This window comes from Cellulosimicrobium sp. So1_17 (assembly GCF_055181235.1).
In genome coordinates, this window is record NZ_CM143702.1 from 502,092 (window position 1) to 527,660 (window position 25,569).

Sequence of the window (25,569 nt, forward strand, 5' to 3'; positions counted from 1 at the left end):
AGCCATGACGACACCGTCGCACACGGCACCTGAGGCCACGCTGAGAAGGGGCCGCCCCCGCTGCCCCCCGGCGCGCGGGAGCCGCGCCACGGGTGCCATGCTGTCGACGTGCGGGTACTGGTGGTCGAGGACGAGCGGGGTGTCGCCCGGGCGCTGCGACGCGGCCTGCTGGCCGAGGGGTTCGCCGTGGACGTCGCGCTCGACGGGCGGCGAGGGCTCGAGCTCGCCGCCTCCGGCGAGTTCGACGCCGTCCTCGTCGACATCATGCTGCCCGGCCTGAACGGGTACGACGTGGTCGCCCGGCTCCGCGAGCTGCAGGTCTGGACGCCCGTGCTGATCCTCAGCGCCAAGGACGGCGAGTACGACATCGCCGACGGCCTGGACCTCGGCGCGGACGACTACCTCACGAAGCCGTTCTCCTTCGTCGAGCTCGTCGCGCGGGTGCGGGCCCTCGTGCGGCGTGGACCTGCGCCGCGGCCGGCCGTGCTCACGGTCGGCGAGCTCTCCCTGGACCCGGCGACGCGCGTCGTGACCCAGCGCGGCTACGAGGTCGTGACCACGGCGCGCGAGTTCGCGCTCCTCGAGTACTTCATGCGCCGGCCGGGACAGGTCCTGAGCAAGGGCGAGCTGCGCGACCACGTCTGGGACGCGGCCGGGGACGGGCTCAACGTCGTCGAGGTCTACGTCGGCTACCTGCGGCGCAAGTTCGGTCAGGCGGCCATCGAGACGGTGCGCGGCGCCGGCTACCGCCTGGTGGCGGTCGGCACGACCGCCGGACCCGGTCCCGTCGCGCCGTGACCGGTCCCGGGGACCGGTGACGGCCGTGCGGACCACGTGGTCGTTGCGCGCCCGGCTCACCGTCCTGGCGTCGGTGCTCCTCGCGGCCGCGCTCGTGGTCGGCGCGCTCGCCCTCTCCTCGGTGGTGTCGGGAGGCCGCGTCGCCGCTCTGGACGACATCGCACGCGAGCGCGCGCTCCTGGTCGCCCGGCTCGCGGCGAGCGACCAGGTCCCGGACGTCCTGCCGGTCTCCGAGCCGGGAGAGGTCGTGCAGCTCCTCGGGCCGTCGGGCGACGTCCTGGCGTCCTCGGCGTCGGCGAGCCGGACGCTCCCCGTCCTGCCGGCCGACGAGGTCGCGGGACTGCGTGCCGAGGCCGAGGCCGCGGACGACGTGCGCGTGGTCGGCACGGACCGCAGCGCCTACGACGCCGCGGCGCGGGTCGCGGTGGCACCCGTCGCGGGGTCGGAGGGGACCACCGCCGTGGCGAGCATGCCGCTGCGGGAGGTGGAGGGGGTGGTCCGGGCGCTGCGCGTGTCGCTCGCCGTCGTCGTCCCGCTGCTCACGCTCGTGGCGGCGGGGGTCATCTGGACGGTGCTCGGGCGGGCGCTGTCTCCCGTGGAGGAGCTGCGCCGGGGCGCCGACGCCATCGCCCGGTCCGGGGGACCGGGCGTGCTGCCCGTGCCGCGGGCCGACGACGAGCTCGGCGCGCTCGCCCGCACGCTGAACGCGATGCTCGACAGCCTCCAGGCGGCCGCCGCACGGCAGCGGTCGTTCGTCGCCGACGCGGCGCACGAGCTGCGCTCGCCCGTGGCGGCGCTGCGCGCGAGCATCGAGGTCGCGCGGCTGCACCCCGCGGCATACCCCGGGAACGAGCTCGCGGTCGAGCTCGAGGACGAGGTGCGTCGGCTGCAGGCGCTCGTCGACGACCTCCTCGCCCTCGCGCGGCTCGGCGCGCTGCCCGTCGTCGACGAGGACATCGACCTCGGGGCGCTCGCGCGCGAGGTCGTCGCCGTCTCGGGGGAGCGGCCGCCGGGGGAGCGTCGGCGCCCTCCCGTCGCGGTGACGGTCGTCGTGCAGGGCGCGGCCGTCGCCCGGGGCGACCGGGCCGCCGCCGCCCGGATCCTGCGCAACCTGGTCGACAACGCCGTCCGGCACGCCACGTCGAGAGTCCGGGTGACGGCGGCGCCGGGCAGCCTCGTCGTCGACGACGACGGACCGGGCATCGACGCGGCGGACCGCGAACGCGTCTTCGAGCGCTTCACCCGGCTCGACGAGGCGCGCGAGCGCGACGCGGGCGGCACCGGCCTCGGGCTGGCGATCGCGCGCGAGACCGCCCGCGAGCACGGTGACGACGTGGTGCTGGGAGAGTCCCCGCTCGGTGGCCTGCGCGCCGAGGTGAGGATGTCACGGGCCTGATCCCGGCGCGACGCGTGCGGGGTCCGGAGCCCGCCGACGCCGACGGCGCGTCAGTACCGCTGCCGGGACCGGGGCAGGCGCACCGCGAGCGTCGTGCCCGCCGAGCCCGGTTCGTCGGCGGTGCTCGACGTGACGGTGATCGTCCCGCCGTGCGCCGCGACGATCGCGTCGACGATCGCGAGCCCGAGGCCCGTCGACCCGCCGGTGCGGTCGCGCGCGTCGTCGCCGCGCGCGAAGCGGCGGAAGAGCACGGGCCGCAGCTCGGGCGCGATGCCCGGGCCGGCGTCGGCGACCTCGACGACGACGGCGTCGCCCTCGTCGCGCACGCGCACGTCGACCCGGGTGCCCGGCGGCGTGTGCGTGCGGGCGTTGGCGAGCAGGTTCGCGAGCACCTGCCGCAGGCTCGCCTCGTCGCCCGTCACGACGAGGTCGACGTCCGCCTCGTCGCCGCCGTCGTCGGTCCCCGGCAGCTCGAGCCCCCAGTCGTGACCCGGCCCGGCCGCGTGGGCGTCGGTGACGGCGTCGACGGCGAGCGCCGCCAGGTCGACCGGCTCGCGGTCGAGCGGGCGCCCGGCGTCGAGCCGCGCGAGGAGGAGCAGGTCCTCGACGAGACCGGTCATGCGCACGGCCTCGGACTCGATGCGGTCGAGCGCGCGGGACGTGTCCGGGGGCACGACGTCGGGGGAGCGGCGCACGAGCTCGGCGTAGCCGCGGATGGACGCGAGGGGCGTCCGCAGCTCGTGGCTCGCGTCGGCGACGAACCGGCGCACCTGCGTCTCCGACTCGTGCCGCGCGACGAGCGACGTCTCGACGTTCTCCAGCATGCGGTTGAGGGCGGCGCCGACCTGCCCGACCTCGGTGCGCTCGTCGGTGAGGTCGCCGGGAACCCGCGGGATCGCGTCGATCTCGCCGCTCGCGAGCTCGAGCTCGGAGACGCGGCCCGCGGCGGCGGCGACGTCGTCGAGCGGTCGCAACGACCGGCGCACGAGCCAGGTCCCGAGCGCCGCCGCGCCGACGAGCCCGACGGCACCGAGCGCCACCTCGACGAGGACGTACTGCTGCACGGTGGCGTCGACGTCGGCGGTGCTCTGCGCGACGACGCTGCCGACCCCGTCCTCCCGCGTGGTCGCGACGGCGCGGTACCCGCCGAGGTCGGGGACGTCGACGTCGTGCGGCTCCCCGTCGACGGGGACGGAGGTGAGCGCTGCGACCTGCGCCTCGTCGAGCTGGACGAACGACCCGGTCGTGGTGACGTAGCCGGCCAGAGCGACGGTGCCGCCGTCGGTACGCACGACGACGGTCCCCGGCCCGACGCCGAACGGGAACCGGGCGGGGTCGTCGCCGGAGCCGGGGTCGTCCGGGAGATCGGCCGGCACGTCCGCGCCGGGGGGACGGTCCGCACGCGGCGGCTCCGCCTCGCGCCGGCTCGCCTCGACGAGCGACTGGTCGAGCTCGTCGACGAGCTGACCGCGCAGCGCGAGCGCCGACGCCGTGGCGAGCGCCGCCGTGACCAGCAGCAGCACGCCCAGGAGCACCACGACGAGCCGTCGCCGCAGCGTCGTCGCCCGGGGCCGGGTCGCCGGGGACGCGGTCCCGGCCTCACCCACGCGCGTCGTCCGTCGTCGCGGCCGGCTTGAGCACGTAGCCGACGCCACGCAGCGTGTGGATCATGGGGTCGCGGCCCTTGTCGATCTTGCGCCGCAGGTAGGAGACGTAGAGCTCGACGATGTTCGCCTGCCCGCCGAAGTCGTAGTTCCAGACACGGTCGAGGATCTGCGCCTTGGACAGCACGCGCCGCGGGTTGCGCATGAGGAACCGCAGGAGCTCGAACTCGGTCGCCGTCAGGCGGACCTCCTCGCCCGCGCGCCGCACCTCGTGGGCGTCCTCGTCGAGCTCGAGGTCGCCCACGACGAGGACCGCGTCCTCGCGCTGCGCGGACGCGCCGCCCCGGCGCAGGAGCCCGCGCAGCCGGGCGACGACCTCCTCGAGGCTGAACGGCTTCGTCACGTAGTCGTCGCCGCCCGCGGTGAGCCCCGCGACCCGGTCCTCGACGGCGTCGCGCGCGGTGAGGAACAGGACGGGCACGTCGGCGTCGCGCTCGCGCAGGCGCCGCAGCACGGTGAGGCCGTCCATGTCCGGGAGCATGACGTCGAGCACGACGACGTCGGGCCCGGTCTCCCGTGCCGTGCGGACCGCGGTGTGGCCGTCGAGCGCCGTCGAGACGTCCCAGCCCTCGTACCGCAGCGCGGAGGTGAGGAGCTCGGCGAGGTTGGGCTCGTCGTCGACCACGAGGACGCGCACGGGCGAGCCGTCCGGCCGGGTCAGGCGGGGACGGTCGGCGGGCTGGCTCGTGAGCGGTGCGGCGGGCATGGTTCCAGCGTCCCGCGGTCGGCCACGGACCGCCTGTGGCGCGACTGTGCGCTCGCTGTGCGTGACGCGACGCGGGACGGATCAGGCCGGGACGAGTGCGGGCTCCGGTGCGCGGTCGACGTGCGGCTCCGGCTCGGGTGCACGCCCGGCGTCCGGCTCGGCTGCACGTCCGGCTCCCGGCTCAGGCGCACGTCCGGCTGCGGGACGCTCCGCGGTCGTGCGCCGGGACCGGCGCAGCCGCCGGTGCAGCGCACCTGCGCCGACCACGCCGACGACGACGAGCCCGCCGGCCACCAGCGCACCGCGTGCCCCCAAGATCTCTATGAGCAGCCCGAGCAGCGGAGGTCCGGCGAGGCCCCACGTGGTGCTGGCGGTGCGCCAGACCCCGAGCACCCGCCCCCGCAGGTGCGACGGCGGGTCGGTCTGCAGGACGGTGGTCCCGGCGGTGTCCGAGATCGACTCGACCACGGCCATCGGCCCGACCACGAGCAGGAGGACCGTCAGGGTCGGGGCGAGGCCGGCGACGACCTGGAGGAGCGCGCCCACGGCGGCGAGCAGGGCGACCAGGTGCACCGTCGGTCGACGGAGCCGTCCGGCGAGCACGGCTCCGAGGATCCCGCCGACGGCGAGCACGGTGGACACCGTGCCGAACTCCTGCGCGCCGCCCGCGAGCGCCCCCGTGACGAGGACGGCGAGCGTGAGGGTGTAGTTGCGGCCGAGGACGGCGCTCACGGCCGTGACGACCAGGAGCGCCACGAGCCGGGGTCGGCCGAAGAAGTAGGGCACGGCCCCGCGGTCCTCGTCGCCGGGCGCCGAGCGCACGACCGGAGCCGGTCCGACGACCGGTCCGACGACCGGTCCTGCGGTCGGCACGTCCACCTCGGCAGGCGCCGACGTGCCGGCCCGCCCGGCGTCGGGGTGCAGGACGAGGAACGGCACGACGAGCGCCACGCCGAGAAGGGCCGTGCCGTTCGCGAGGTAGGCGACGGCCGGTCCGGCGAGCGCGACGGCGCCGCCCGCGAGCGCGACGCCGACGAGCCGGCCGGCGCTGTGCACCACCGAGCCGATCCCGATGGCCGACGGGACGTCCTCGACGGGGACGAGGTCGTTGCCGAGGAGGGCGGTGGCGGGCCCGTCGACGGTCGCGACGAGGCCGGTGACGGCGGCGAGGGTGAGGAGGACGGGCAGGGTAAGCAGGTCGAGCGCGACGAGCCCTGCCGTCGTCAGCGCGACGACACCGAGCACCGCCTGGCTGAGGGCGGCTGTCAGCTTGCGCGGCCACCGGTCGACGACGGCGCCGCCCGCGACACCGAGGAGCAGCGCGGGGGCGGCCTGGACGGCGAGCGAGAGGCCGGTGACGGCCGCCGACCCGGTGATCTGCAGGACGAGCAGGTTCTGGACGGTGAGCTGCATCCAGGCGCCCGCGTTCGACACGAGGTTCGCGCCGGACCACCAGCGCATCGACCGGTGACGCAGCGCGCGCCAGGGAGACCGGTCGGGGGTCGTCGGTGACGGTGGTCGATCGAGAGCGGGACGGGGCAGCTTCAGGGCAGGGTGAGGCACAGCACGCAATCAGGGAGAGGTGGGCGCCCGTCAGGACCGGGGGCGCGAGCGTCCGGAGCGGGCACCCCGCGCGGACGGTCGAACATTCAAGCAAGCGTCTCGGGAAGCGCTCCACCTCCGGACCCCGATCGTGACCAAGGTCGCAGCGCGCGAGCGCGCCGCCTCCCTGCCTACGGTGAGCGGAACCTGTCGACGGACGACGAGGAGGGGCCGTGCTGACCGAGGTCGCGGACCGTGTGCACCGGCTGGAGCACGCCTACGTCAACGTCTATCTCGTCGCCGACGACGACGGCCGGGTCCTCGTCGTGGACACGGGCCTCCCGGCGACGTGGGACCTGCTCGGGCACGCGCTGCGAGAGCTGGGGCACCGCCCGTCCGACGTGGCGGGCGTCGTCCTCACGCACGCCCACTTTGACCACACCGGCTCGGCCGCGAGGGCGCGGTCGAGGCTCGGTGTGCCGATCTGGCTCCACGAGGACGACGCCGAGATCGCCGCCCACCCGTACCGGTACGCGCACGAGAACGTCCGCGCGCTCTACCCGCTGCGCTACCCGGCGGCCGTGCGCATCCTCGCGTCCATGGCGGCGGCAGGTGCCCTCCGGGTGCCCGGCGTGCGGGGACTGCGGCACGCGGAGCCCGGCGCGACGCTTCCGGTGCCGGGCTCGCCCCGCGTCGTCTTCAGCCCTGGCCACACGGCCGGGCACTGCGCGCTGCACCTGCCCGAGCGCGACGTCCTCCTCACGGGCGACGCGCTCGTCACGCTCGACCCCTACACCGGCACGCGGGGGCCGCAGATCATCGCCGGTGCGGCGACGGCCGACAGCGCCCAGGCGCTCGCGTCCCTGGACCGCCTCGTCGAGACCGGCGCGACGACGCTCCTGCCGGGTCACGGGAATCCGTGGACCGAGGGGGTCGGGACCGCCGTCGAGCGGGCACGGGAGGTCGGGGCGCACTGAGCGAGAGCGCCGTCGGCGGGCAGCTCGCTGGCCGACGGCGGAACGACGAAGCGGGCCCAGGTTTCCCTGGACCCGCTCCGTCGTCGCTGTCTCAACGAGTGTCCGGAGGGGGACTTGAACCCCCACGCCCGATAAAGGGCACTAGCACCTCAAGCTAGCGCGTCTGCCATTCCGCCACCCGGACGAGTGGACCTTCCCGGCGTTCCCGCCGTTCCGGTGCGGGGAAAAACATAGCACGGCTGGCGGGTGGATCCCGCATCGCGTCCGCCCGCCGACCCGCATCGCGTCCGCCCGCCGACCTGCACCGGGAGAGCGCGACGGCGGTGCGCGGGCGCCTGCTCCGGACCGGTGTGCCGTACCCGGCGTCGGGGGACGACCTGGGGCACACTGGGCGGATGACGGCGACCTCCGGACAGGACCAGGCGTGACGGACGAGCAGCGGCCCGTGAGCGGGCCCACGCCCACGCCACGTCCCGGTTCCGGCTCGGAGCGCTCGGCGGCGTCGGTCAAGCACCTCGCCGGGGCGTCGCGCGAGGCGCGCAAGGTGGCGGGTGCACGCCGGAACCCGTCGGTCGTCGGGTACGACGAGACGGTGCCCGCGTGGCTGCGGACGACGGCGGGCTGGTCCTGGCGGCTGCTCATGGTCGTGGCCGCGGTCGCCCTGATCTTCTACGCGACAGCGCAGGTCCAGCTCGTGTTCGTCGCGGTCTTCCTGGCGCTCGTCATCACGTCGGTGCTGCGGCCCGTGACGGACTTCTACGCGCGGATCATGCCGCGCGGGCTCGCGACCGCTCTCGCGATCCTCTCCGCGCTGCTCTTCTTCGCGGGTCTGCTGACGTACATCATCACGTCGGTCGCGGGGCAGTGGGAGGAGCTCGCGGGCGAGTTCAGCGACGGCATCGACCAGATCCTCGACTTCCTGGAGAACGGTCCGCTCCCGGTCTCGATCACGGGCGACGACGTCAACGAGTGGATCGAGAACGGGCGGCAGTGGCTCACCGAGCACGGCGGCGACATCGCGAGCCAGGCGGCCGCGAGCGCCGGGTCGGTGTTCGAGGCGTTCGCCGCGATCGCCCTCGCCATCTTCTGCACCGTGTTCTTCCTCGCACGGGGCAAGGACCTGTGGACGTGGTTCCTCAACCAGCTCCCGGCGCGCTCGCGCGAGAGCTGGAAGATCGCCGGGGGAGCGGGCTGGTACACGTTCTCGGGCTACGCGCGCGGCACCGTGCTCATCGCGCTCGCCGACGGCGCCCTCGCCTTCATCCTCCTCGCGATCCTCGGCGTCCCGCTCGCCGCGCCGCTCGCGGTGCTCGTGTTCATCGGTGCCTTCATCCCGATCATCGGGGCGCCGCTCGCCATGATCATCGCCGCGGTCGTGGCGCTCGCCGCGGACGGCTTCGTCACGGCGCTCATCGTCACGGTCGGGATCGCCCTCATCGGGCAGTTCGAGGGCCACATCCTGCAGCCGCTCATCATGGGCGCCCAGGTCTCGCTGCACCCCGTGGTCGTCGCGCTCGCCGTCACCGGCGGGACCCTGCTGGCCGGGATCCTCGGCGCCGTGGTGTCCGTGCCGCTCGTCGCCGTCGCCTGGGCGGTGTTCTCGAAGCTGCGGCACAAGGACCCGCCGATGGAGGACGAGATCCCCACGGCCAAGGAGATCGCCCTCTCGGAGGGGCCGTCGCCGACGTCGCCGACACGCGACGCGGGCTGAGTCCCCGGAGGGGCCGTGCCCCGCCGCTCCCCGTGCTGTGGCCAGGGCCCCTCGTCAGCGCGGGACGGCGGAGACCCCCGCCGCGAGGCGGAGGGTGACGTGGACCTGGTCGCCCACGCCCTTGCCGAGCCGGTCCCGGATCGCCCGGAGGACGGCGAGCAGGTGAGGACCGCCGTAGGCGACGAGGGACGCGTGGTAGGCGACGTCGTCGACCTCGACCCGCACGGGCACGCGCCCGCGCGTGCCGAACAGGTCCGTGGTGTCGACGGGCACCTCGACGAACACGCCCGACGCGGTGCCGGAGTCGACGAGGACGGCGTCGAACTCCACCTCGCCGGGGTCCGTCCACGTGGGCATGGCCCGACCGTAGTCGACGGGCCGGGCCCACGGAACCCTCGCCGCCCGCTGTGGCGCAGAGCGGTCGTCGTGCGCGCCGGGGCGACGCGCGACGACACTGGACCATGAGGATCGGGATACCCACCGAGGTCAAGAACCACGAGGACCGCGTCGCGCTCACCCCCGCCGGCGCCCACCACCTCGTGCGGGCCGGGCACGACGTGCTCGTCCAGTCCGGGGCCGGCGCCGGCTCCCACCTGCCCGACGAGGAGTTCGAGCGCGCGGGCGCGCGCGTCGTCGCCACCGCCGAGGAGGTGTGGGGCGAGGCCGAGCTCGTGTGCAAGGTCAAGGAGCCGGTCGCGAGCGAGTACGGCCACCTGCGCGAGGACCTGCTGCTGTTCGCCTACCTGCACCTCGCCGCCGACGCCGCGGGCACGCGTGCGCTGCTCGACGCCGGGACGACGTCCGTCGCGTACGAGACCGCGCAGGCCCCGGACGGGAGCCTGCCCCTGCTCGCACCGATGAGCGAGGTCGCGGGGCGCATGGCGACCCAGGTGGGCGCATGGCTCCTGCAGCGCCCGGCCGGCGGCCGCGGCGTCCTGCTGGGCGGCGTGCCCGGGACGCCGCCGGGGCGGGTCGTCGTCCTGGGGGGTGGTACGGCGGGGCGCAACGCGGCGCAGGTCGCGGTGGGGATGCGCGCCGAGGTGACCGTCCTCGACCTGTCGCTGCCCGTGCTGCGCGGCCTCGACGTCGAGTTCTCCGGGCACGCGCGGACGGTCGCGTCGAGCCTGTACGCCGTCGAGCGGGCGGTGCTCGAGGCCGACCTCGTGGTCGGGGCCGTCCTCGTCGCCGGAGCCCGCGCGCCGCGGCTCGTGAGCGACGACCTCGTCGCCCGCATGCGCCCCGGAGCGGTGCTCGTCGACATCGCCGTCGACCAGGGCGGGTGCTTCGAGGGCTCGCACCCCACGACCCACGACGACCCGACGTTCGCCGTCCACGGCACGACCTTCTACTGCGTCGCCAACATGCCCGGCGCCGTCCCGGTCACGAGCACGCAGGCGCTGACGAGCGCGACGCTGCCGTACCTCGCGGCGCTCGCGGACGGAGGGCTCGACGCCCTCCGCGACGACCCGCTCCTGGCGTCCGGCGCGTCGACGCACCGCGGCGTGCTGCTCAACGAGGCCGTCGCGGCGGCGCACGGTCTCGGGTGGTCGCCCCTCGTCGAGGTGCTCGCGGGCTGAGCGCGGGTCTCGCCGGTCCGGCGCGTCGCCGAACCCGTCCGAAAGGACGTGCGCCCTCGCGGCGGGTCGTGACAGGTTGGGTCCCGTGCAGCCCTTCGCCCTGGACGACGGCGTCGTCCACCTCGCCTCCCCGACCCTCGACGACGTCGACGCGATCACCGTCGCGTGCCAGGACCCCGACGTCGCCGCCTGGACCGTCGTCCCGTCGCCGTACACGCGCGACGACGCGCTGGGCTTCGTGCAGGGCTACGTGGCACCGGGCTGGGAGCGCGGGAACGTCTTCACCTGGGCGGTGCGCGAGTCGGTCGGGCCGGCGGGCGTGCCCGGGCCGGAGGGCGCCGGACCGTTGCTCGGGATGTTCGGGCTGGGCCTCGACGACGGCCCGGACGGGCAGCGCTCCGCCGAGCTCGGCTACTGGATGTCGCCCGCCGGCCGCGGCCGCGGTCTCGCGACGGCCGCCGGTCGCCTCGTCGTCGACTGGGCGTTCGACCCGGAGGGACTCGGCCTCGCGCGCCTGTCCTGGGAGGCGTACGTCGGGAACTGGCCGTCGCGTCGCCTCGCGTGGCGGCTCGGCTTCCGTGTCGAGGGGACCGTGCGCGGTCACTCCCTGCAGCGGGGCGTCCGCCGCGACGCGTGGGTGGCGACGCTCCTGCCGGACGACCCGCGCGAGCCGGTCGAGCCGTGGCCCGACGCCGCACCCCGCCTCGCGACGACCTCCTGAGGTCCGTCGCGCCGCCCGGGTGGATTCCGTTTCACCCGGGCGGCGCCGCGGGGCGAGGATGGGGGCCATGACGTCCCAGCCGCTCGCGCCCACCGGCGCAGACCTCGACCTCGATCCCGCCAACCCGTTCGCCGCCCCGTCGCGGCTGCCGTACGAGCTGCCCGACTACACCGCGGTGCGCGAGGAGCACTACGTGCCCGCGCTGCGCGCGGCGATGGCTGCGCAGCGTGCCGCCGTCGAGGCGATCGCCACCGACCCGGAGGCCCCCTCGGTGGCCAACACGCTCGAGGCTCTCGAGCGCTCCGGCCGCAGCCTGTCACGGGTCGCGCACGCGTTCTACAACCAGCTCAGCGCCGACGCGACGCCGGGGCTGGAGGACATCGAGGAGGAGCTCGCACCCGAGTACGCGGCCCACCACGACGCGATCTACATGGACGCGCGCCTGTACGCGCGGGCGCGGGCGCTCCAGGATGCCGTCGACGCCGGCGACGAGACGCTGGAGCCCGACGCCGCGTGGCTGCTGCACACGCTGCTCACCGACTTCCGCCGTTCGGGCGTCGAGCTCGACGCGGCGGAGCAGGAGCGCCTGCGCGAGATCAACGGCCGTCTGACGAGCCTCGAGGCGGCGTTCGGGCGCAAGCTCCTCGCCGGGGCCAACGCGGCGAGCGTGCTCGTGACGGACCGGGCCGAGCTCGCCGGCCTCGCGGACGACGCGGTCGCCGGTGCGGCCGAGGCCGCCGCGGCGCGCGGTCATGAGGGCGCGTGGCTGCTCGAGATGCAGCTCCCGACCCAGCAGGGCGTGCTCGCGTCCCTCACGGACCGCGACGTGCGCGAGCGCGTGCAGCGCGCGTCCGAGGGCCGCGGCGCGACGGGCGACGACCACGACACGCGCGAGATCGTCCTCGAGACCGTGCGCCTGCGCGCCGAGCGCGCGCGCCTCCTCGGCTACGAGCACCACGCCGCGTACGTCGCCGAGGACGCGACGGCGAAGACGACCGACGCCGTGAACGCGATGCTGTCCCGGCTCGCGCCGGCCGCCGTCGCGAACGCGCGCCGCGAGGCCGCGGACCTGGAGGCGGCCCTGCAGGCGGACCACGCCGGCGCGAGCCTGCGGGCCTCCGACTGGTCCTTCTACGCCGAGCGCGTGCGCAAGGACCGCTACGCGCTCGACGACGCGCTCCTGCGTCCGTACCTCGAGCTCGAGCGCGTCGTGCACGACGGCGTCTTCCGTGCCGCGAACCGGCTGTTCGGGATCTCGTTCACCGAGCGCGCGGACCTCGTCGGGTACCACCCGGACGTGCGCGTGTTCGAGGTGTTCGACGCCGAGACCCCGGGCCAGCCGGGCGAGGGGATGGGCCTGTTCCTCGCCGACTGGTACACGCGCGAGTCGAAGCGCGGCGGCGCCTGGATGAACAACCTCGTCGACCAGAACCACCTGCTCGACCAGAAGCCGGTCGTCGTGAACAACCTCAACATCGTCAAGCCGCCGGCCGGACAGCCGACGCTGCTCGTGTGGGACGAGGTCATCACGCTGTTCCACGAGTTCGGGCACGCGCTGCACGGGCTCTTCTCCGACGTGCGGTTCCCGTCGCAGTCGGGCACCGACGTGCCGCGCGACTTCGTCGAGTACCCCTCGCAGGTCAACGAGATGTGGGCCTGGGAGCCGGAGATCCTGCGCGCCTACGCCGTGCACCACGAGACCGGGGAGCCCATGCCGGCGGAGTGGGTCGACACGATGCTCGCGTCGCGCCAGTTCAACGAGGGCTTCGGCACGACCGAGTACCTCGCGGCGGCGCTGCTCGACCAGGCCTGGCACCAGCTCTCGGCCGACGCCGTGCCGACGTCGGTGGAGGACGTGCTGCCCTTCGAGGCCGCCGCGCTCGACGGCGCGGGCGTGGCGTTCGCGCCGGTCCCGTCGCGGTACCGCACCACGTACTACAACCACGTGTTCGGCGGCGGGTACTCGGCCGGGTACTACTCGTACATCTGGTCGGAGGTGCTCGACGCCGACACGGTCGAGTGGTACCGCGAGAACGGCGGCCTGACGCGCGAGAACGGCGAGCGGTTCCGTCGCGCGCTCCTCGCGCGCGGTGGCTCGCAGGACCCGCTGCAGTCCTTCCGCGAGCTGCGCGGTCGCGACGCGGACATCGCGCCGTTGCTCGCCCGCCGCGGCCTCGACGCCTGACGCGCCGCCGCGCCGGAAGACCAGGACCCGCGAGGTAGTACCCCGGTTCACTGAGGTCGTACCCCGGTTCCGCGAGGTAGTACCGCTGTCACGACAGCGGTACTACCTCGCGCGACCGGGGTACGACGTCGTCCGACCGGGGTACTACCTCGCTGTCTCGCTCCGGCCGGTTCCGCCCGGCGAGCGGCCGACGGCGGTGCGACGTGCCGCCGTCGTGCCCGGGTAGCGTGGGGCGCATGACGAGCGTTCGCCCCGAGTCCTCCGCCGTGCCCGTCCCGACCGCGCAGGACGAGGTGGTGCGCATCTGCCAGGACCTGCTGCGCATCGACACGTCCAACTTCGGCGACGGGTCGGGACCCGGTGAGCGCGCCGCGGCCGAGCACGTCATGGCCCTGCTGCACGAGGTGGGCCTCGAGCCCGAGCTGTTCGAGTCCGCGCCGGGGCGCGCGAGCGTCGTCGTGCGGCTCGAGGGCGCGGACCCGACCCGTCCCGCGCTCGTGCTGCACGGGCACCTCGACGTCGTGCCCGCGCAGGCGTCCGACTGGTCCGTCGACCCCTTCGCCGGGGAGGAGCGCGACGGGCTGCTGTGGGGACGCGGCGCCGTCGACATGAAGGACATGGACGCGATGATCCTCGCGGTCGTGCGCCAGATGGTGCGTGAGGGGCGCAAGCCCGCGCGCGACGTGGTCGTCGCCTTCTTCGCCGACGAGGAGGCGGGCGGGACCTACGGGGCGCGCTACGCCGTCGACCACCGCCCCGAGCTCTTCGAGGGCGCGACCGAGGCGATCAGCGAGGTGGGCGGCTTCTCCGTCGAGGTCGGCGGCCGGCGCGCCTACCTGCTCCAGACTGCGGAGAAGGGCATCGCGTGGCTGCGGCTCGTCGCCGACGGCCGCGCCGGTCACGGCTCGCAGGTCAACCACGACAACGCGGTGACGCGTCTTGCCGAGGCCGTCGCGCGCATCGGTACCCACCACTGGCCGAACACGCTCACGCCGACGGTCGACGCGCTCCTGCGGGGAGTCGCCGACCTCACCGGCCTGCGCTACGACCCCGAGGACCCGCGCAGCATCGACGCGCTGGTCGCGGCGCTCGGGCCGGCCTCGCGCTTCGTCGGGGCGACCGTGCGCCACACGTCGAACCCCACCCAGCTCGCCGCCGGGTACAAGGCCAACGTCATCCCGGGGCGGGCCGAGGCCACGATCGACGCGCGACTGCTCCCCGGGCACGAGGAGGACGGCTTCGAGCGTCTCCGCGAGCTCGCGGGCGAGCACGTCCGGATCGAGGCGATCCACCGGGACATCGCGCTCGAGGTGCCGTTCACGGGAGACCTCGTCGACTCGATGGTCGACGCGCTCGTCGCCGAGGACCCCGAGGCGACCGTCCTGCCGTACACGCTCTCGGGCGGGACGGACAACAAGTCGCTCGCGCGGCTCGGCATCACGGGGTACGGGTTCGCCCCGCTGCGCCTGCCCGGCGACCTCGACTTCTCGGGGATGTTCCACGGCGTCGACGAGCGCGTGCCCGTCGACTCGCTGCGGTTCGGGGTCCGCGTGCTCGACCGTCTCCTGCGCACCTGCTGAGACCGACGACGTGCTCCCTGCCGGCCGTCAGCGGTCGTCGAGGAGCGCCGCGACCGTCGAGCGCAGCTGCGTGCGGTAGCCCCCGCCGAACAGCACCGCGTGCACCGCGACCGGGTACACCTGGTGCAGCGCGACCCGGTGCCGCCACCCCCGTGCCAACGGGTGCACCTCCTGGTAGCCCGCGACGATCTCGTCGAGGTGCGGTGCGCCGAACAGCGCGAGCATCGCGAGGTCGGCCTCGCGGTGCCCGCCGTGGGCCGCGGGGTCGATGAGCACCGCCTCCACGGCGGGGGCGGCCTCGCCGGCCCCGGACGTCACCGGCGCGGCCCACAGGACGTTGCCCGACCACAGGTCGCCGTGCAGGCGCGCGGGGGAGTCGTCGAGCGCGGGCCGGGCGAGGTCCGGGAGACGTCCGGCCAGGCGCCCCAGGAGCGCCGCGTCGTCGGGCTCCAGGGCACCGCGCTGACGACCCTGCTCCGCGACGGGCGCGAGGCGGGCCTCGGCGTAGAACGACGGCCAGTCCGCCCAGGCGCCCGTCGGCAGGGGCAGCGGGTCGTCGAGCGGACCGAAGAACCCGTCCGCCTCCCACCCGGCGGGGGGTGCGCCCCAGGCGGGCGCGCCGGCGTCGTGCACGACGGCGAGGCGTCGCCCGAGGGCGCGGGCGGCCGACGGCGTCGGGCGGGCGGGCTGCAACCGCTCGAGGTCGAGGTGCGTGCGGCCGACGCCGCGGACCTCGACGACGCGCGGGCCGTCCGGCACGCGCAGCCACGCGAGCCCGGCGGCCTCGCACGCGAAGAAGCCCTCCGGCGCGTCGGCCCGGGACTTGGTGAACAGGTCGCTCACGCGTCCCACGGGGCCCGCGTCACAGCGTCGAGCGCACCCGGATGATCTTGCGCCGCAGCCACACGCGGCGCTCGCCCCCGACGTACAGGCGCGTGCGGGCCAGCTCCCACCGGCCGTACTCGGCCTCGTCCGTCAGCAGCCTGGTCGCGTCGGACCGGCTCGTCGAGCGGTCGATCGTCAGGACGCGGTACTCGTACTGCCCACCCTGCGCGACCCTCTCGGGCCGCCGGCGTGACGTTGACCTGCTCTCCACGTGTCACCGTCCTCGTTCCGCTGGTCCGTCGGCGGCCGGACGTGGTCGGCCACCGGCGTCTTTCGAGTGCCATTGTGCCCCGCTCAGGGCTACCGTCAGGGTATGACCGCTGACCCGCGTGCCGCGCTCGACCGGTTCATCGCCGCGCTCGAGGCCCACTTCAACGCCGTCGCCGCCCGTCGGGGAGACGACGACCCGTCCGTGGACGACGCCTACTACGTGCTCGCGGACGCCTTCGAGGTCTACGACGAGGCGCTCGGGCAGGTGCACGGGGAGGCGACGCCGTTCTACCTCGCCGAGGAGGACGACGAGGACGACGACGAGGACGCGGACGACGACGAGGACGCGGACGACGAGGACGACGCGCTCGACACGATCGACGACGACGAGCTCGCGGGCGAGCTCGAGACGGACGGGGCGCGCTGACCCGCGGTCACCACCGCTCGGGGTAGCCGACCTCGATCTCGCTCACGTCGTCGAGCGCCGCGCGCACGGCGCGCGGCAGGACGAGGTCCGTCGCGTCGAGCGACGCGCGCAGCTGTGCGGGCGTGCGGGCCCCGACGACGGCGCTCGCCACGGTGGGCCGACCCAGCAGCCAGGACAGGGCGACGTCGAGCGGCGCTCGCCCGAGGCCCTCGGCAGCGGTCACGACGGCCTCGACCACGCCCGAGGACCCGTTGTCGAGGTAGGGCTCGACGAAGGCCGAGAGGTGCGGCGACGCGCCGCGGGAGTCGGCGGGCAACGACCGGCGGTACTTGCCCGTGAGCACCCCACGGCCGAGCGGTGACCACGCGAGCAGGCCGAGTCCCAGGGCGTCGGCGGCGGGCACGACCTCGCGCTCGGCACCGCGCTGCAGGAGCGAGTACTCGACCTCGACCGCCGCGAGCCCCACGTCGTCGGTCCCACCGAGGAGCGCCGCGGCCTGCGCCGTCGCCCACCCGGGATGGTTGGAGAGCCCCACGTACCGCGCGCGGCCCGACGTCACCGCGTGGCGCAGCGCGGAGAGCGTCTCCGTGAACGGCGTGCCGGCGTCGGGGGCGTGGACGAGGAACAGGTCGACGTGGTCCGTGCCCAGCCTGCCGAGCGAGTCGTCGAGCGAGTCGAGGAGCGCGCCGCGCGACGCGTCCACGACCGGTCCCGTCGGGGTGTGCCGCACGCCCGCCTTGGTGCACAGCAGGACGTCCCGGCGGGACACCTTGTTCCCCAGCAGGGACCCGAGCAGGGTCTCGGCGTCGCCGTCCGCGTACGACGCCGCGGTGTCGACGAGCGTCCCGCCCGCGTCCACGAAGTCGCGCAGCTGCTCGCCGGCGTCGAGCTCGTCGGTGTCGCGGGCCCACGTCATCGTCCCGAGGCCGAGGACGGACACGCGCAGGCCGGTGCGGCCGAGCTGGCGGAGTTCCATGGGAGCCGAGGGTACCGGCGCGCACACGCTCGCGCGGGTCGGGCGCGCGCCGTCGGACGCGGACCACGACAGGTTCACCCGGTGGTCCGCGCGGCACCCTGCGGCCGGTATCGTGGCCGCTCGTGAACGCGTGGGAAGCCGTCCTCCTCGGCCTCGTCCAGGGCCTGACCGAGTTCCTCCCGATCTCCTCGAGCGCCCACCTGCGCATCGTCGGGGAGCTCATCGGGTCCCAGGACCCGGGTGCGGCCTTCACGGCCATCACCCAGATCGGGACCGAGACCGCCGTCCTGCTCTACTTCCGCCGGGACATCGCGCGCATCTGCGTCGCCTGGTGGCGGTCGCTGCGCGGCGACCACGGCACGGACTGGCGTTCCCGCATGGGCCGCGGGGACCACGACGCCCTCATGGCGTGGTACATCGCCCTGGGCTCGGTCCCCATCGTGGTGCTCGGCCTGCTGTTCCAGGACGCCATCGAGAACACGTTCCGCAACCTCTACCTCACGGCCCTCATGCTCGCCGTGTTCGCGCTCCTGCTCGGCTGGGCGGACCGCGTCGGCGCCAAGCGTCGCGCGCTGCGCGAGCTGACGCCGGGGCAGGCGGTCGCGTTCGGGTTCGCGCAGGCGCTCGCGCTCGTGCCGGGCGTCTCGCGCTCGGGCGGGACGATCACGGCCGGGCTCCTCATGGGCTTCACGCGCGAGGCGGCGGCCCGCTACTCGTTCCTCCTGGCGATCCCCGCGGTGCTCGGCTCCGGCTTCTACCAGCTCGTCAAGTCCGCGGGGGAGCCCGTGCCGGGCGCCCCGGGCGCCGGGGCGACGCTCATCGCCACGCTCGTCGCCTTCGTCGTGGGCTACTTCGTCATCATCGCGTTCCTCAAGATCGTGTCGACGTTCAGCTACACGCCGTTCGTCGTCTACCGCCTCGTGCTCGCCGCGCTCCTCGTGCTGCTCCTGCTCACGGGCGTGCTCGAGCCCGGCGGCACCACGGCCCCGACGCCCTGACCACCGTCCGCGGGACGGCGGCTCAGAGCCAGCCCGCGCGCCGGAAGACCCGGTAGAGCACGACGCACCCGACCGCCATGAGCGCGAGGGCCATCGGGTAGCCGAGCGTCCACCCCAGCTCGGGCATGTGGGCGAAGTTCATCCCGTACACGCCGGCGACGATCGTCGGGTAGACGAGGATCGCCGCCCACGCGGAGATCTTGCGCATGTCCTCGTTCTGCCGGACCGAGACCTGCGACATGTGGACCTGCAGCATGTCCGAGAGCAGGTCGTCGTGGGCGTCGAGGTGCCGGTCGATGCGCTCGACGGTGGAGACCAGGCGCTCGAGCACGCGGCGGTCCACCCCGAGGTGGTCCGGCACGTCCGGGTCGAGGAGCTCGGGCAGCTCGGCGGTGACGGGCAGCAGCGCACGCCGCGCCTCGGTGATCTCGCGCTTGAGGTCGTAGATGCGCTGGACCGGGTCGGCGCGCCGCTGCTCGAAGACGAGGCGTTCGGTGCTCGCCACCGCGTCGCCGAGCTCGAGCTCGACGGCCGACGCCGCGGAGACGACGGCCGTGACGGCCGCCGCCGTGACGCGCCGGACCGCCCCGCCGCGGGGCGCGCCCGGACCGCGCAGGCGCTCGAGCATCGCGTCGTGCGTCCCGGCACCACCGTCCTCGGCCGTGAGCACGACGCCGGGCCCCACGAGCGTCGCGAACGCGCCCGTGTGCACCTGGCGGTCGTCGGGCGTGTACCAGGCCGTCGGAGTCATGATGAGGAGTCAGTCGTCCGCGACGCGCTTGACCAGGGCGAGCGGGTGCCGCGCGCGCAGGTCGTCCGGCCTCGGGCTGCCCGCGACCGCGCCCGCGTCGGGGCCGAGCCCCGCCGCGGCGTCGTGCAGGGTCTCGACGTCCGCCAGGCGCACCCACGTCGCCCGGTCCTCGGCGGCCGCGGCGGCGTGCCCGCGCAGCAGGTCCGCGACCGGGTCGACGGAGGCGGGGTCGAGCGGCCGGGCTTCGCCGCCGCCCGCGTCGACGTGCCATGCGGCGACCGGCCGCGGCGCGGCCCCCTCTCCACCCGTCGCGTGCGGGCCGGGGGGCGTGGGGTTCGTCACGTCCGCATTGTCGCGCGCCACCTGGGCCCGCGCCCGTGCGGGACACCGGCGCGTGGCGTGCGACCGGGCCGTTATGGTGGTCGCGTGCACAGCTGGCCCGCCCCGCAGATCCCCGAGCTCCCCGGCCGTGGCCGCCCCGTCCGGGTGCACGACTCGACCACCGGCGAGCTCGTCGTCGCCGCCCAGGGCGACACCGCGACGCTCTACGCGTGCGGCATCACCCCGTACGACGCGACGCACATCGGCCACGCGAACACCTACGTCGCGTTCGACCTCCTCGTGCGCGCCTGGCGCGACGCCGGGTACCAGGTCACGTACGCGTCGAACGTCACGGACGTGGACGACCCGCTGCTCGAGCGCGCCGCGGCCACGGGCGTCGACTGGCGCGCGCTCGCGACGCAGCAGATCGCGCTCTTCGCCGAGGACATGACCGCGCTCGGCGTCGTGCCGCCCGACGTCTGGGACGGCGCGGTCGAGAAGATCCCTGCCGTCGTCGACGCGGTCTCCGCGATGCTCGCGGACGGGACGGCGTACCGCGTCCCGGTCGAGCCCGGCGCGGGAGGGACCGACGCCGGCCTCGGGGACGTCTACGCCGACCTGTCGGCCGACACGGCGTTCGGCTCCGTCTCGCGCCTCGGGCGCGACATGATGGAGCGGCTCTTCGCCGAGCGCGGGGGAGACCCCGACCGGGACGGCAAGAAGGACCCGCTCGACCCGCTGCTGTGGCGGCGCGAGCGACCGGGCGAGCCGGCGTGGGACGGTGGCGTGCTCGGCACGGGCCGCCCGGGCTGGCACATCGAGTGCTCGGTCATCGGACGCGACGGGCTGGGGCTGCCGTTCGACGTCCAGGGCGGCGGGGCGGACCTCCTGTTCCCGCACCACGAGATGTCGTCGTCGCACGACCGCGTGCTCTCCGACGGCGCCGCGCCGCGCGTGCACGTGCACGCCGGGCTGGTCGCGTACGAGGGCCGGAAGATGAGCAAGTCGCTCGGCAACCTCGTGCTCGTGTCGAACCTGCGCGCGACCGGCGTCGACCCGATGGCGATCCGCCTCGCGCTCCTGGACCACCACTACCGCACCGAGTGGGAGTGGACCGACGACGACCTGCCGGCCGCCGCCGCGCGGCTCGAGACCTGGCGCGACGCCGTCTCGGGCAACGGCGGCCCCGACGCGACGGCCATGCTCGACGCCGTGCGGGCCGCGCTCGCGACGGACCTGGACGCGCCCGCGGCACTCGCCGCGGTCGACGCGTGGGCCGCGGAGTCGCTGCGACCCGGCCGCGACACGACGGCGGACGACGAGGGCGCGCCCGGCGTCGTCGCCCGGGCGGTCAACGCCCTGCTGGGCGTGCGGCTCTGACCGCTCGGTAGCCGGCGGCGGTCCTAGACGGTGGGGCCCTTGCCCCGCTCGCCGGAGCTGCCCGGGTCGCGCCGCCGCAGGTAGCGCTCGAACTCGCGCGCGATCGCCTCGCCGCTCGCCTCGGGGAGCTCGGCCGTGTCCTTGGCCTCCTCGAGCTGCTGCACGTACTCGGCGATCTCGGTGTCCTCGGCCGCGAGCTCGTCGACGCCGTGCTGCCACGCCTGCGCGTCCTCCGGCAGCTCACCGAGCGGGATCGCCTCCGACACGAGCTCCTCGACGCGCGCGAGGATCGCCAGGGTCGCCTTGGGGGACGGCGGGTGCGCGACGTAGTGCGGGACGGCCGCCCACAGCGAGACCGACTGCATGCCGCGCTCCGCCGCTGCGTGCTGCAGGACCCCGACGATGCCCGTCGGCCCCTCGTACGTGCTCGGCTCGACGTCGAGCACGGCCTGCAGGCCGACGCTCTCGGACGTCGCGGTCATGGGGATCGGGCGGGTGTGCGGCACGTCGGCGAGGAGCGCGCCGAGCGTCACGACCGTGCGGACGTCGTGCTCGACCGCGATGTCGAGGAGCTCCCGGCAGTAGCTGCGCCACCGCATCGACGGCTCGATGCCGTGCACGAGGACCACGCGACGACCGCTGGGCGCGATCGTCGCGGTCGCGATCGTCGTGGTCGGCCACGTGATCTCGCGCCGGCCGTCCTCGTCGGTCGTGACGACCGGGCGGTTCACCTGGAAGTCGTGGTACTCCTCCGGGTCGAGCTCGTCCACGTCCTCGGCCCCCCAGACCTCGTGCAGGTGCGCCAGCGCGGACGTCGCGGCGCTCCCCGCGTCGTTCCAGCCCTCGAACGCCGCGATCATCACGGTCTGGCGGGCGCCGTCGTGCGCGTTCTCGCTCATCGCCCCAGCCTATGCGGACCGGCCCGACGTCGGCGGGAGGGGTTCGCCCGTGGCGTACCTGCCCGCCGCGTAGGGTGGGAGCCGGCCGGCGCCGCGGCGCGGCCTGCGCACCGACCCCCCACCCCTGGAGCACGAGTTGACCTCGCCCCGTCCTGCCCCCGCGCCCGTGTCCCGCGACGAGCTGCCCGCCGCCGTCCTGTGGGACATGGACGGCACGCTCGTCGACACCGAGCCGTACTGGATCGCTGCGGAGCACGAGCTCGTGGACGCGCACGGCGGCACCTGGACCCACGAGGACGCGATGTCCCTCGTCGGCAACCCGCTGCTCACCTCCGCGCAGATCATCCGCGACCGCGGAGGTGTCGACCTGCCCGTCGAGGAGATCGTGCAGTTCCTCATCGGCCGCGTGATCGACCAGGTCCGCGTCGAGGTGCCGTGGCAGCCGGGCGCGCGCGAGCTGCTGGGGTCGCTGCGCGAGGCGGGCGTCCCGTGCGCTCTCGTGACGATGTCCTACCGCGAGCTCGCGGAACCCGTCGCGGCGCTCGCGCCGGCGGACGCGTTCCAGGTGCTCGTGTGCGGGGACGAGGTCGAGCGCGGCAAGCCCGACCCGGAGCCGTACCTGCTCGCGGCAGAGCGTCTGGGCGTCGACATCGCGCGCTGCGTCGCGATCGAGGACTCGCCGGCGGGGATCGCGTCCGCGCTCGCCTCGGGCGCCGCGACGCTCGGCGTCGAGGCCGTGGTCCCGGTCCACCCGGCGCCCGGCCTCAGCCGCACCCCTTCGCTGGAGCACGTCGACCTCGACCTGCTCGCACGACTCGTCGCCGGCGAGGTCGTGGACCTCATGCCCGTCAGCCGCTGACCGGCCTCACCCGCCCGGCGTCGCGCCGGTACATGGCCGCATGCTCGTGCAGCTCTGGGCGGCCCGTCGCGAGCGCGTGCTCGTCGGTCCAGCCGGCGAGGTCCAGGAGGCGACGGCGCATGGTCGTCAGGACGTCGTCGGGAGCCGGCGCGAGGTCGCGACCGTAGCCGTCGAGCAGCACGGTCAAGCGGCCCCGTGGTGCGATCTCGGGTGCGGGCGGGCCGGGGACGGGCATGTCCTCGCACCACCCGCACATCCGGTACGCGAGGTACGCCAGGTCCCAGACCCGCGGGCCGGGGGACGCCATGTCGACGTCGATGAACCCGACGAGACCGTCGTCGGCGTGGACCATGTTGTAGGGCGCGGCGTCGTTGAGGCACACGACCTCCGCCGGCTCGCGCACGGGGGATCGCCACACCGCGCCCACGGGGGCGAAGCCGACCGTGGCGTCGTGCCACTCCCGCAGCATCGCGCCGGCCGCGCGCAGGGTGCCCGGGTCCCAGACCCAGTCCGGGACCGGCCAGCCGCCGACCTCGCCCTCCGTCCACGTCAGGACCTCGCGCCCCTGCGGGTCCAGGCCCAGAGGCGCCGGCACCGACGCCACCCCGTGCGCCCGCACCCACGCGAGCAGGGCGTGGACGGTCGGCGTCCACGGACCGGCGGTCCGGTGGACGGTGTCCCCGACGCGCACGACGTCGTTCACGTTCCCACCCGGCAGGGGGCTCTCCGTGGTGCTCGCGTCAGCGGCGTCGTCGGTACGCACGGGGCGATGGTCGCACGAGGCGTCCGCCCGCGGCGAGGTCGTGGGTCACAGGTCGGGCGGCTCAGAGCAGCTCGGCGAGCATCGCGGCGGCGCGGGCGGCACCGTCGGTCTCGACCGGCAGGGTGCGCCGGTCGCGGCCGCCCGACAGCTCGGCCACCATCGCCGCGGCGAGCGCGTCCGGGTCGGACGCCTCGGCGTACTCCACGCACCGGCCCGCGCCGTAGCGCTCGAGCCGGTGCCGCACGTGGACGTTCTGCTCGAAGTGGTGCCGCAGCGGGACGTAGAGGAACGGCGTGCCCGCGGCGGCGAGCTCCATGCACGTCGTGAGGCCGCCCTGCACGACGGCGAGGTCGGACGCGGCCAGGTGCCGGTACAGCTCCGGGACGTAGCCGCGGTACGTGACGCCGGCCCGACGCGGCAGGCTCGCGGGGTCGATCCGGGGTCCGGTCACGACGAGGAGGTGCAGCCCGTCGACCAGCCGTCGGGCGGACGGGACGGCCTCGAGCACGCGCCGCAGCAGCGAGGTCCCCACACCGGATCCGCCGACGGTGACGACGCACAGCACGTCGTCGGGGCCGTAGCCCAGACGGTGCCGCAGGTCCTCGCGCTCCGCCACGGTCGGTGCGACGAACCCCGTGACGTAGCCGGCGAAGTCGAAGTTGTCCTCGGTCCACTCCCGGATCCCGGGGAGGCCGGGACCGAGCGGGAGGTCGACGACGTCCGCCGGGTCGCCGACGAAGACCGAGCGGTCCCGCACCCGCCGGTAGCGCGCCCTCTGCTCGACCATCTCCGCGTTGTAGTCCGCGGTGAGCGCCGCCTCGCGGGCGCCGCCGTCCGGCATCGGGACCCAGCCGACGAAGTCGGTCATCCAGGCGAACGAGAACCGCTTGAGCTCGGGGTTCTCGTGGAGGAAGTGGTCGACGTCCCACGCCTCGTCCCCGACGACGAGGTCGTAGTCGCCGTCCGCCACGACGTCGGCGAACACCATGAAGTTGTTGACCATGATCTCGTCCATCCGGCGGATCGCCTCGAACGCGTGCAGGTCGTGGTCGGCGGACTCGTCCTCGACGTGGGCCGACTCGTTGGCGAGCCACGCCGAGGCCGGGTGCACCCGCTCGCCGGCGTCGGCGAGCACGCGGGTCACCGGGTGCTGGGTCAACCAGTCGACCTCGAGGTCCGGGTGGTGCTCGCGCAGCCCGCGCGCGACGGCGAGGTCGCGCCGGGCGTGGCCGAGGCCGATCGGGGAGGACAGGTACAGGGCCCGGCGGCGCCGGCGCTGCGCACGCGTCCAGGTCCGACGGCGGGGCGGCGGCCGGGTCTCCGTGGCCGCGATCCGCTCGACGAACTCCCGGACGAGCAGGTTGGTCCGGACCGGGTCGCGTGCCGGCAGCCCGTGCCCGCCGCCGTCGACCAGGACGAGCTCGCCCCCGGTGAGTGCGGCGAGCCGCTCCCCGATGGCGGCGGGACGGACGGCGTCCTGGGTGCCGTGCACGACGAGCACCGGGCAGCGCACCTGCTCGCACAGGGGGTCGAGCGGCGTCCGGGTGGCGCCCTCGAGCCCGAGCCGCCCGGCCGTGGTGTCGGCGAGCGTCTGCGGGCTGACCTCGTGGGCCCACGCGACGACGTCCTCGACCTGCTTGGTGGAGTGGGGCTCGGTGAACATCTTCCGGGCGAAGAAGTCGACGTAGTCGTCGTAGCCGCCGCCGAGCCAGTACTCCTTGCTGTACTTGGCCCAGCCCTCCGTGGTGTCGTGGTGGCCGTCCCACGCGTACCGCTCGCGCTCCGGCATCGAGACGGCCAGCCCGCACGAGGGGGCGATGGCGACGATCCCCAGCACGCGTGCCGGGTGGGCCACGGCCAGGTGGACCGCCCAGGCCGCCCCGCAGGAGTACCCCACGACGACGGCCCGGTCGGTCCCGGTGGCGTCGAGGACCGCGGCGGCGTCCGCGGCGTACTGCTCGTCGGTGTAGGCCGCGGCACCCTCGGGCCGGCCGGCGTCCCCGCTGCCGCGGCCGTCGAAGGTGACGACCCGCGACGACCGGGAGAGGTAGGGCACCTGGGCCTTCCAGAACCGGGACCGCACGAGGGACCAGGTGGGCAGCAGGACCACCGTGGGCGCCCCGCTGCCGTGGACGGCCCAGGGGAGCCGCACGCCGTCCCGGACGGTGACTCCGGTCCGGTCCGGCGGGCGTGCGGGCCGCGGCTCCCTCGGTTCCATGCTCATTCCTACTCCTCCCGGCCCC

Annotated in this window: 24 protein-coding genes and 1 tRNA gene; 12 read left to right on the forward strand and 13 right to left on the reverse strand. The window is 75.0% G+C overall.

Going from position 1 to position 25,569, the window contains the following annotated elements; all coding sequences use genetic code 11:
- Window positions 1–108: 108 nt before the first annotated feature.
- Both ACZCLJ_RS02230 and ACZCLJ_RS02235 read left to right on the forward strand, forming a co-directional pair.
- The gene (locus tag ACZCLJ_RS02230; RefSeq protein WP_463105316.1) at window positions 109–798 is read left to right on the forward strand and encodes a response regulator transcription factor; all 690 of its coding nucleotides are present in this window, start codon (window positions 109–111) and stop codon (window positions 796–798) included.
- A 25-nt stretch (window positions 799–823) separates the two neighbouring features.
- Window positions 824–2,194, forward strand: coding sequence for a sensor histidine kinase (locus tag ACZCLJ_RS02235; RefSeq protein WP_463105317.1), 1,371 nt, complete (start codon window positions 824–826; stop codon window positions 2,192–2,194).
- A gap of 50 nt (window positions 2,195–2,244) precedes the next feature.
- On the opposite strand, the gene ACZCLJ_RS02240 is transcribed toward ACZCLJ_RS02235, so the two are convergent.
- From ACZCLJ_RS02240 to ACZCLJ_RS02250, 3 genes are all read right to left on the reverse strand, one after another.
- Window positions 2,245–3,801, reverse strand: a complete 1,557-nt coding sequence (locus tag ACZCLJ_RS02240; protein WP_463105318.1) for a sensor histidine kinase — start codon at window positions 3,799–3,801, stop codon at window positions 2,245–2,247.
- Window positions 3,794–4,564: a response regulator transcription factor gene (locus ACZCLJ_RS02245; RefSeq protein ID WP_463105319.1), complete on the reverse strand. Its 771-nt coding sequence runs from the start codon at window positions 4,562–4,564 to the stop codon at window positions 3,794–3,796. Before ACZCLJ_RS02245 ends, ACZCLJ_RS02240 begins: the two co-directional genes overlap by 8 nt.
- 81 nt (window positions 4,565–4,645) lie before the next feature.
- The gene (locus tag ACZCLJ_RS02250; RefSeq protein ID WP_463105320.1) at window positions 4,646–6,127 is read right to left on the reverse strand and encodes an MFS transporter; all 1,482 of its coding nucleotides are present in this window, start codon (window positions 6,125–6,127) and stop codon (window positions 4,646–4,648) included.
- A gap of 212 nt (window positions 6,128–6,339) precedes the next feature.
- On the opposite strand from ACZCLJ_RS02250, the gene ACZCLJ_RS02255 reads away from it, so the two are divergent.
- Complete coding sequence (locus tag ACZCLJ_RS02255) at window positions 6,340–7,083, forward strand: MBL fold metallo-hydrolase (protein WP_463105321.1); 744 nt, start codon at window positions 6,340–6,342, stop codon at window positions 7,081–7,083.
- Between the two features lie 99 nt (window positions 7,084–7,182).
- Here ACZCLJ_RS02255 and ACZCLJ_RS02260 read toward each other — a convergent pair.
- Window positions 7,183–7,267: transfer RNA gene (locus tag ACZCLJ_RS02260), tRNA-Leu, on the reverse strand.
- Between the two features lie 240 nt (window positions 7,268–7,507).
- On the opposite strand from ACZCLJ_RS02260, the gene ACZCLJ_RS02265 reads away from it, so the two are divergent.
- On the forward strand, window positions 7,508–8,794 hold the full coding sequence (locus ACZCLJ_RS02265) for an AI-2E family transporter (protein ID WP_251153845.1): 1,287 nt from the start codon (window positions 7,508–7,510) through the stop codon (window positions 8,792–8,794).
- 54 nt (window positions 8,795–8,848) lie between these two features.
- Here ACZCLJ_RS02265 and ACZCLJ_RS02270 read toward each other — a convergent pair whose 3' ends face one another.
- The gene (locus ACZCLJ_RS02270) at window positions 8,849–9,151 is read right to left on the reverse strand and encodes a DUF1905 domain-containing protein (protein WP_251153846.1); all 303 of its coding nucleotides are present in this window, start codon (window positions 9,149–9,151) and stop codon (window positions 8,849–8,851) included.
- Between the two features lie 104 nt (window positions 9,152–9,255).
- Between ACZCLJ_RS02270 and ald the strand changes: the two genes are divergently transcribed.
- The 4 genes from ald (at window position 9,256) to ACZCLJ_RS02290 (ending at window position 14,857) form a co-directional block, all read left to right on the forward strand.
- Window positions 9,256–10,371, forward strand: coding sequence for an alanine dehydrogenase (gene ald, locus ACZCLJ_RS02275; protein WP_463105322.1), 1,116 nt, complete (start codon window positions 9,256–9,258; stop codon window positions 10,369–10,371).
- A gap of 85 nt (window positions 10,372–10,456) precedes the next feature.
- A complete protein-coding gene (locus ACZCLJ_RS02280) occupies window positions 10,457–11,092 on the forward strand; it encodes a GNAT family N-acetyltransferase (RefSeq protein WP_463105323.1) in 636 nt (211 codons plus the stop codon).
- Between the two features lie 67 nt (window positions 11,093–11,159).
- Window positions 11,160–13,277, forward strand: coding sequence for a M3 family metallopeptidase (locus ACZCLJ_RS02285; RefSeq protein WP_463105324.1), 2,118 nt, complete (start codon window positions 11,160–11,162; stop codon window positions 13,275–13,277).
- Window positions 13,278–13,513: 236 nt separating this feature from the next.
- Entirely contained in the window at window positions 13,514–14,857 is a 1,344-nt protein-coding gene (locus ACZCLJ_RS02290) for a M20/M25/M40 family metallo-hydrolase (RefSeq protein ID WP_463105325.1), read from the forward strand.
- Window positions 14,858–14,884: 27 nt separating this feature from the next.
- On the opposite strand, the gene ACZCLJ_RS02295 is transcribed toward ACZCLJ_RS02290, so the two are convergent.
- Window positions 14,885–15,700 carry a fructosamine kinase family protein gene (locus ACZCLJ_RS02295; protein WP_463105326.1) on the reverse strand — a complete coding sequence of 272 codons (816 nt, stop codon included), beginning with the start codon at window positions 15,698–15,700 and terminating at the stop codon, window positions 14,885–14,887.
- A 19-nt stretch (window positions 15,701–15,719) separates the two neighbouring features.
- On the reverse strand, window positions 15,720–15,953 hold the full coding sequence (locus tag ACZCLJ_RS02300) for a DUF5703 family protein (protein WP_251153852.1): 234 nt from the start codon (window positions 15,951–15,953) through the stop codon (window positions 15,720–15,722).
- Between the two features lie 102 nt (window positions 15,954–16,055).
- Between ACZCLJ_RS02300 and ACZCLJ_RS02305 the strand changes: the two genes are divergently transcribed.
- Complete coding sequence (locus ACZCLJ_RS02305) at window positions 16,056–16,379, forward strand: primosomal protein (protein ID WP_463105327.1); 324 nt, start codon at window positions 16,056–16,058, stop codon at window positions 16,377–16,379.
- A gap of 7 nt (window positions 16,380–16,386) precedes the next feature.
- Here the strand turns inward: ACZCLJ_RS02305 and ACZCLJ_RS02310 are convergent, their stop codons facing one another.
- Complete coding sequence (locus ACZCLJ_RS02310; protein WP_463105328.1) at window positions 16,387–17,355, reverse strand: aldo/keto reductase; 969 nt, start codon at window positions 17,353–17,355, stop codon at window positions 16,387–16,389.
- Window positions 17,356–17,477: 122 nt separating this feature from the next.
- Here ACZCLJ_RS02310 and ACZCLJ_RS02315 point away from each other — a divergent pair, with 122 nt between their 5' ends.
- Complete coding sequence (locus ACZCLJ_RS02315; protein ID WP_251153855.1) at window positions 17,478–18,353, forward strand: undecaprenyl-diphosphate phosphatase; 876 nt, start codon at window positions 17,478–17,480, stop codon at window positions 18,351–18,353.
- A gap of 22 nt (window positions 18,354–18,375) precedes the next feature.
- On the opposite strand, the gene ACZCLJ_RS02320 is transcribed toward ACZCLJ_RS02315, so the two are convergent.
- Complete coding sequence (locus ACZCLJ_RS02320) at window positions 18,376–19,104, reverse strand: CorA family divalent cation transporter (RefSeq protein ID WP_463105329.1); 729 nt, start codon at window positions 19,102–19,104, stop codon at window positions 18,376–18,378.
- Window positions 19,105–19,113: 9 nt separating this feature from the next.
- Window positions 19,114–19,446, reverse strand: coding sequence for a hypothetical protein (locus tag ACZCLJ_RS02325; RefSeq protein WP_463105330.1), 333 nt, complete (start codon window positions 19,444–19,446; stop codon window positions 19,114–19,116).
- Window positions 19,447–19,530: 84 nt separating this feature from the next.
- Between ACZCLJ_RS02325 and mshC the strand changes: the two genes are divergently transcribed.
- The gene (gene mshC, locus ACZCLJ_RS02330) at window positions 19,531–20,805 is read left to right on the forward strand and encodes a cysteine--1-D-myo-inosityl 2-amino-2-deoxy-alpha-D-glucopyranoside ligase (protein ID WP_463105331.1); all 1,275 of its coding nucleotides are present in this window, start codon (window positions 19,531–19,533) and stop codon (window positions 20,803–20,805) included.
- Between the two features lie 23 nt (window positions 20,806–20,828).
- On the opposite strand, the gene ACZCLJ_RS02335 is transcribed toward mshC, so the two are convergent.
- Window positions 20,829–21,704 carry a PAC2 family protein gene (locus tag ACZCLJ_RS02335; protein ID WP_251153858.1) on the reverse strand — a complete coding sequence of 292 codons (876 nt, stop codon included), beginning with the start codon at window positions 21,702–21,704 and terminating at the stop codon, window positions 20,829–20,831.
- Between the two features lie 136 nt (window positions 21,705–21,840).
- Here ACZCLJ_RS02335 and ACZCLJ_RS02340 point away from each other — a divergent pair, with 136 nt between their 5' ends.
- Window positions 21,841–22,563 (forward strand): HAD family hydrolase, encoded by a 723-nt coding sequence (locus tag ACZCLJ_RS02340; protein WP_463105332.1) that lies wholly within the window; start codon window positions 21,841–21,843, stop codon window positions 22,561–22,563.
- Here the strand turns inward: ACZCLJ_RS02340 and ACZCLJ_RS02345 are convergent.
- Window positions 22,553–23,326 (reverse strand): aminoglycoside phosphotransferase family protein, encoded by a 774-nt coding sequence (locus ACZCLJ_RS02345; protein ID WP_463105333.1) that lies wholly within the window; start codon window positions 23,324–23,326, stop codon window positions 22,553–22,555. The two genes, ACZCLJ_RS02340 and ACZCLJ_RS02345, sit on opposite strands and share 11 nt — an antisense overlap.
- Before the next feature lie 61 nt (window positions 23,327–23,387).
- Complete coding sequence (locus ACZCLJ_RS02350) at window positions 23,388–25,550, reverse strand: alpha/beta fold hydrolase (RefSeq protein WP_463105334.1); 2,163 nt, start codon at window positions 25,548–25,550, stop codon at window positions 23,388–23,390.
- Window positions 25,551–25,569 lie beyond the last annotated feature (19 nt).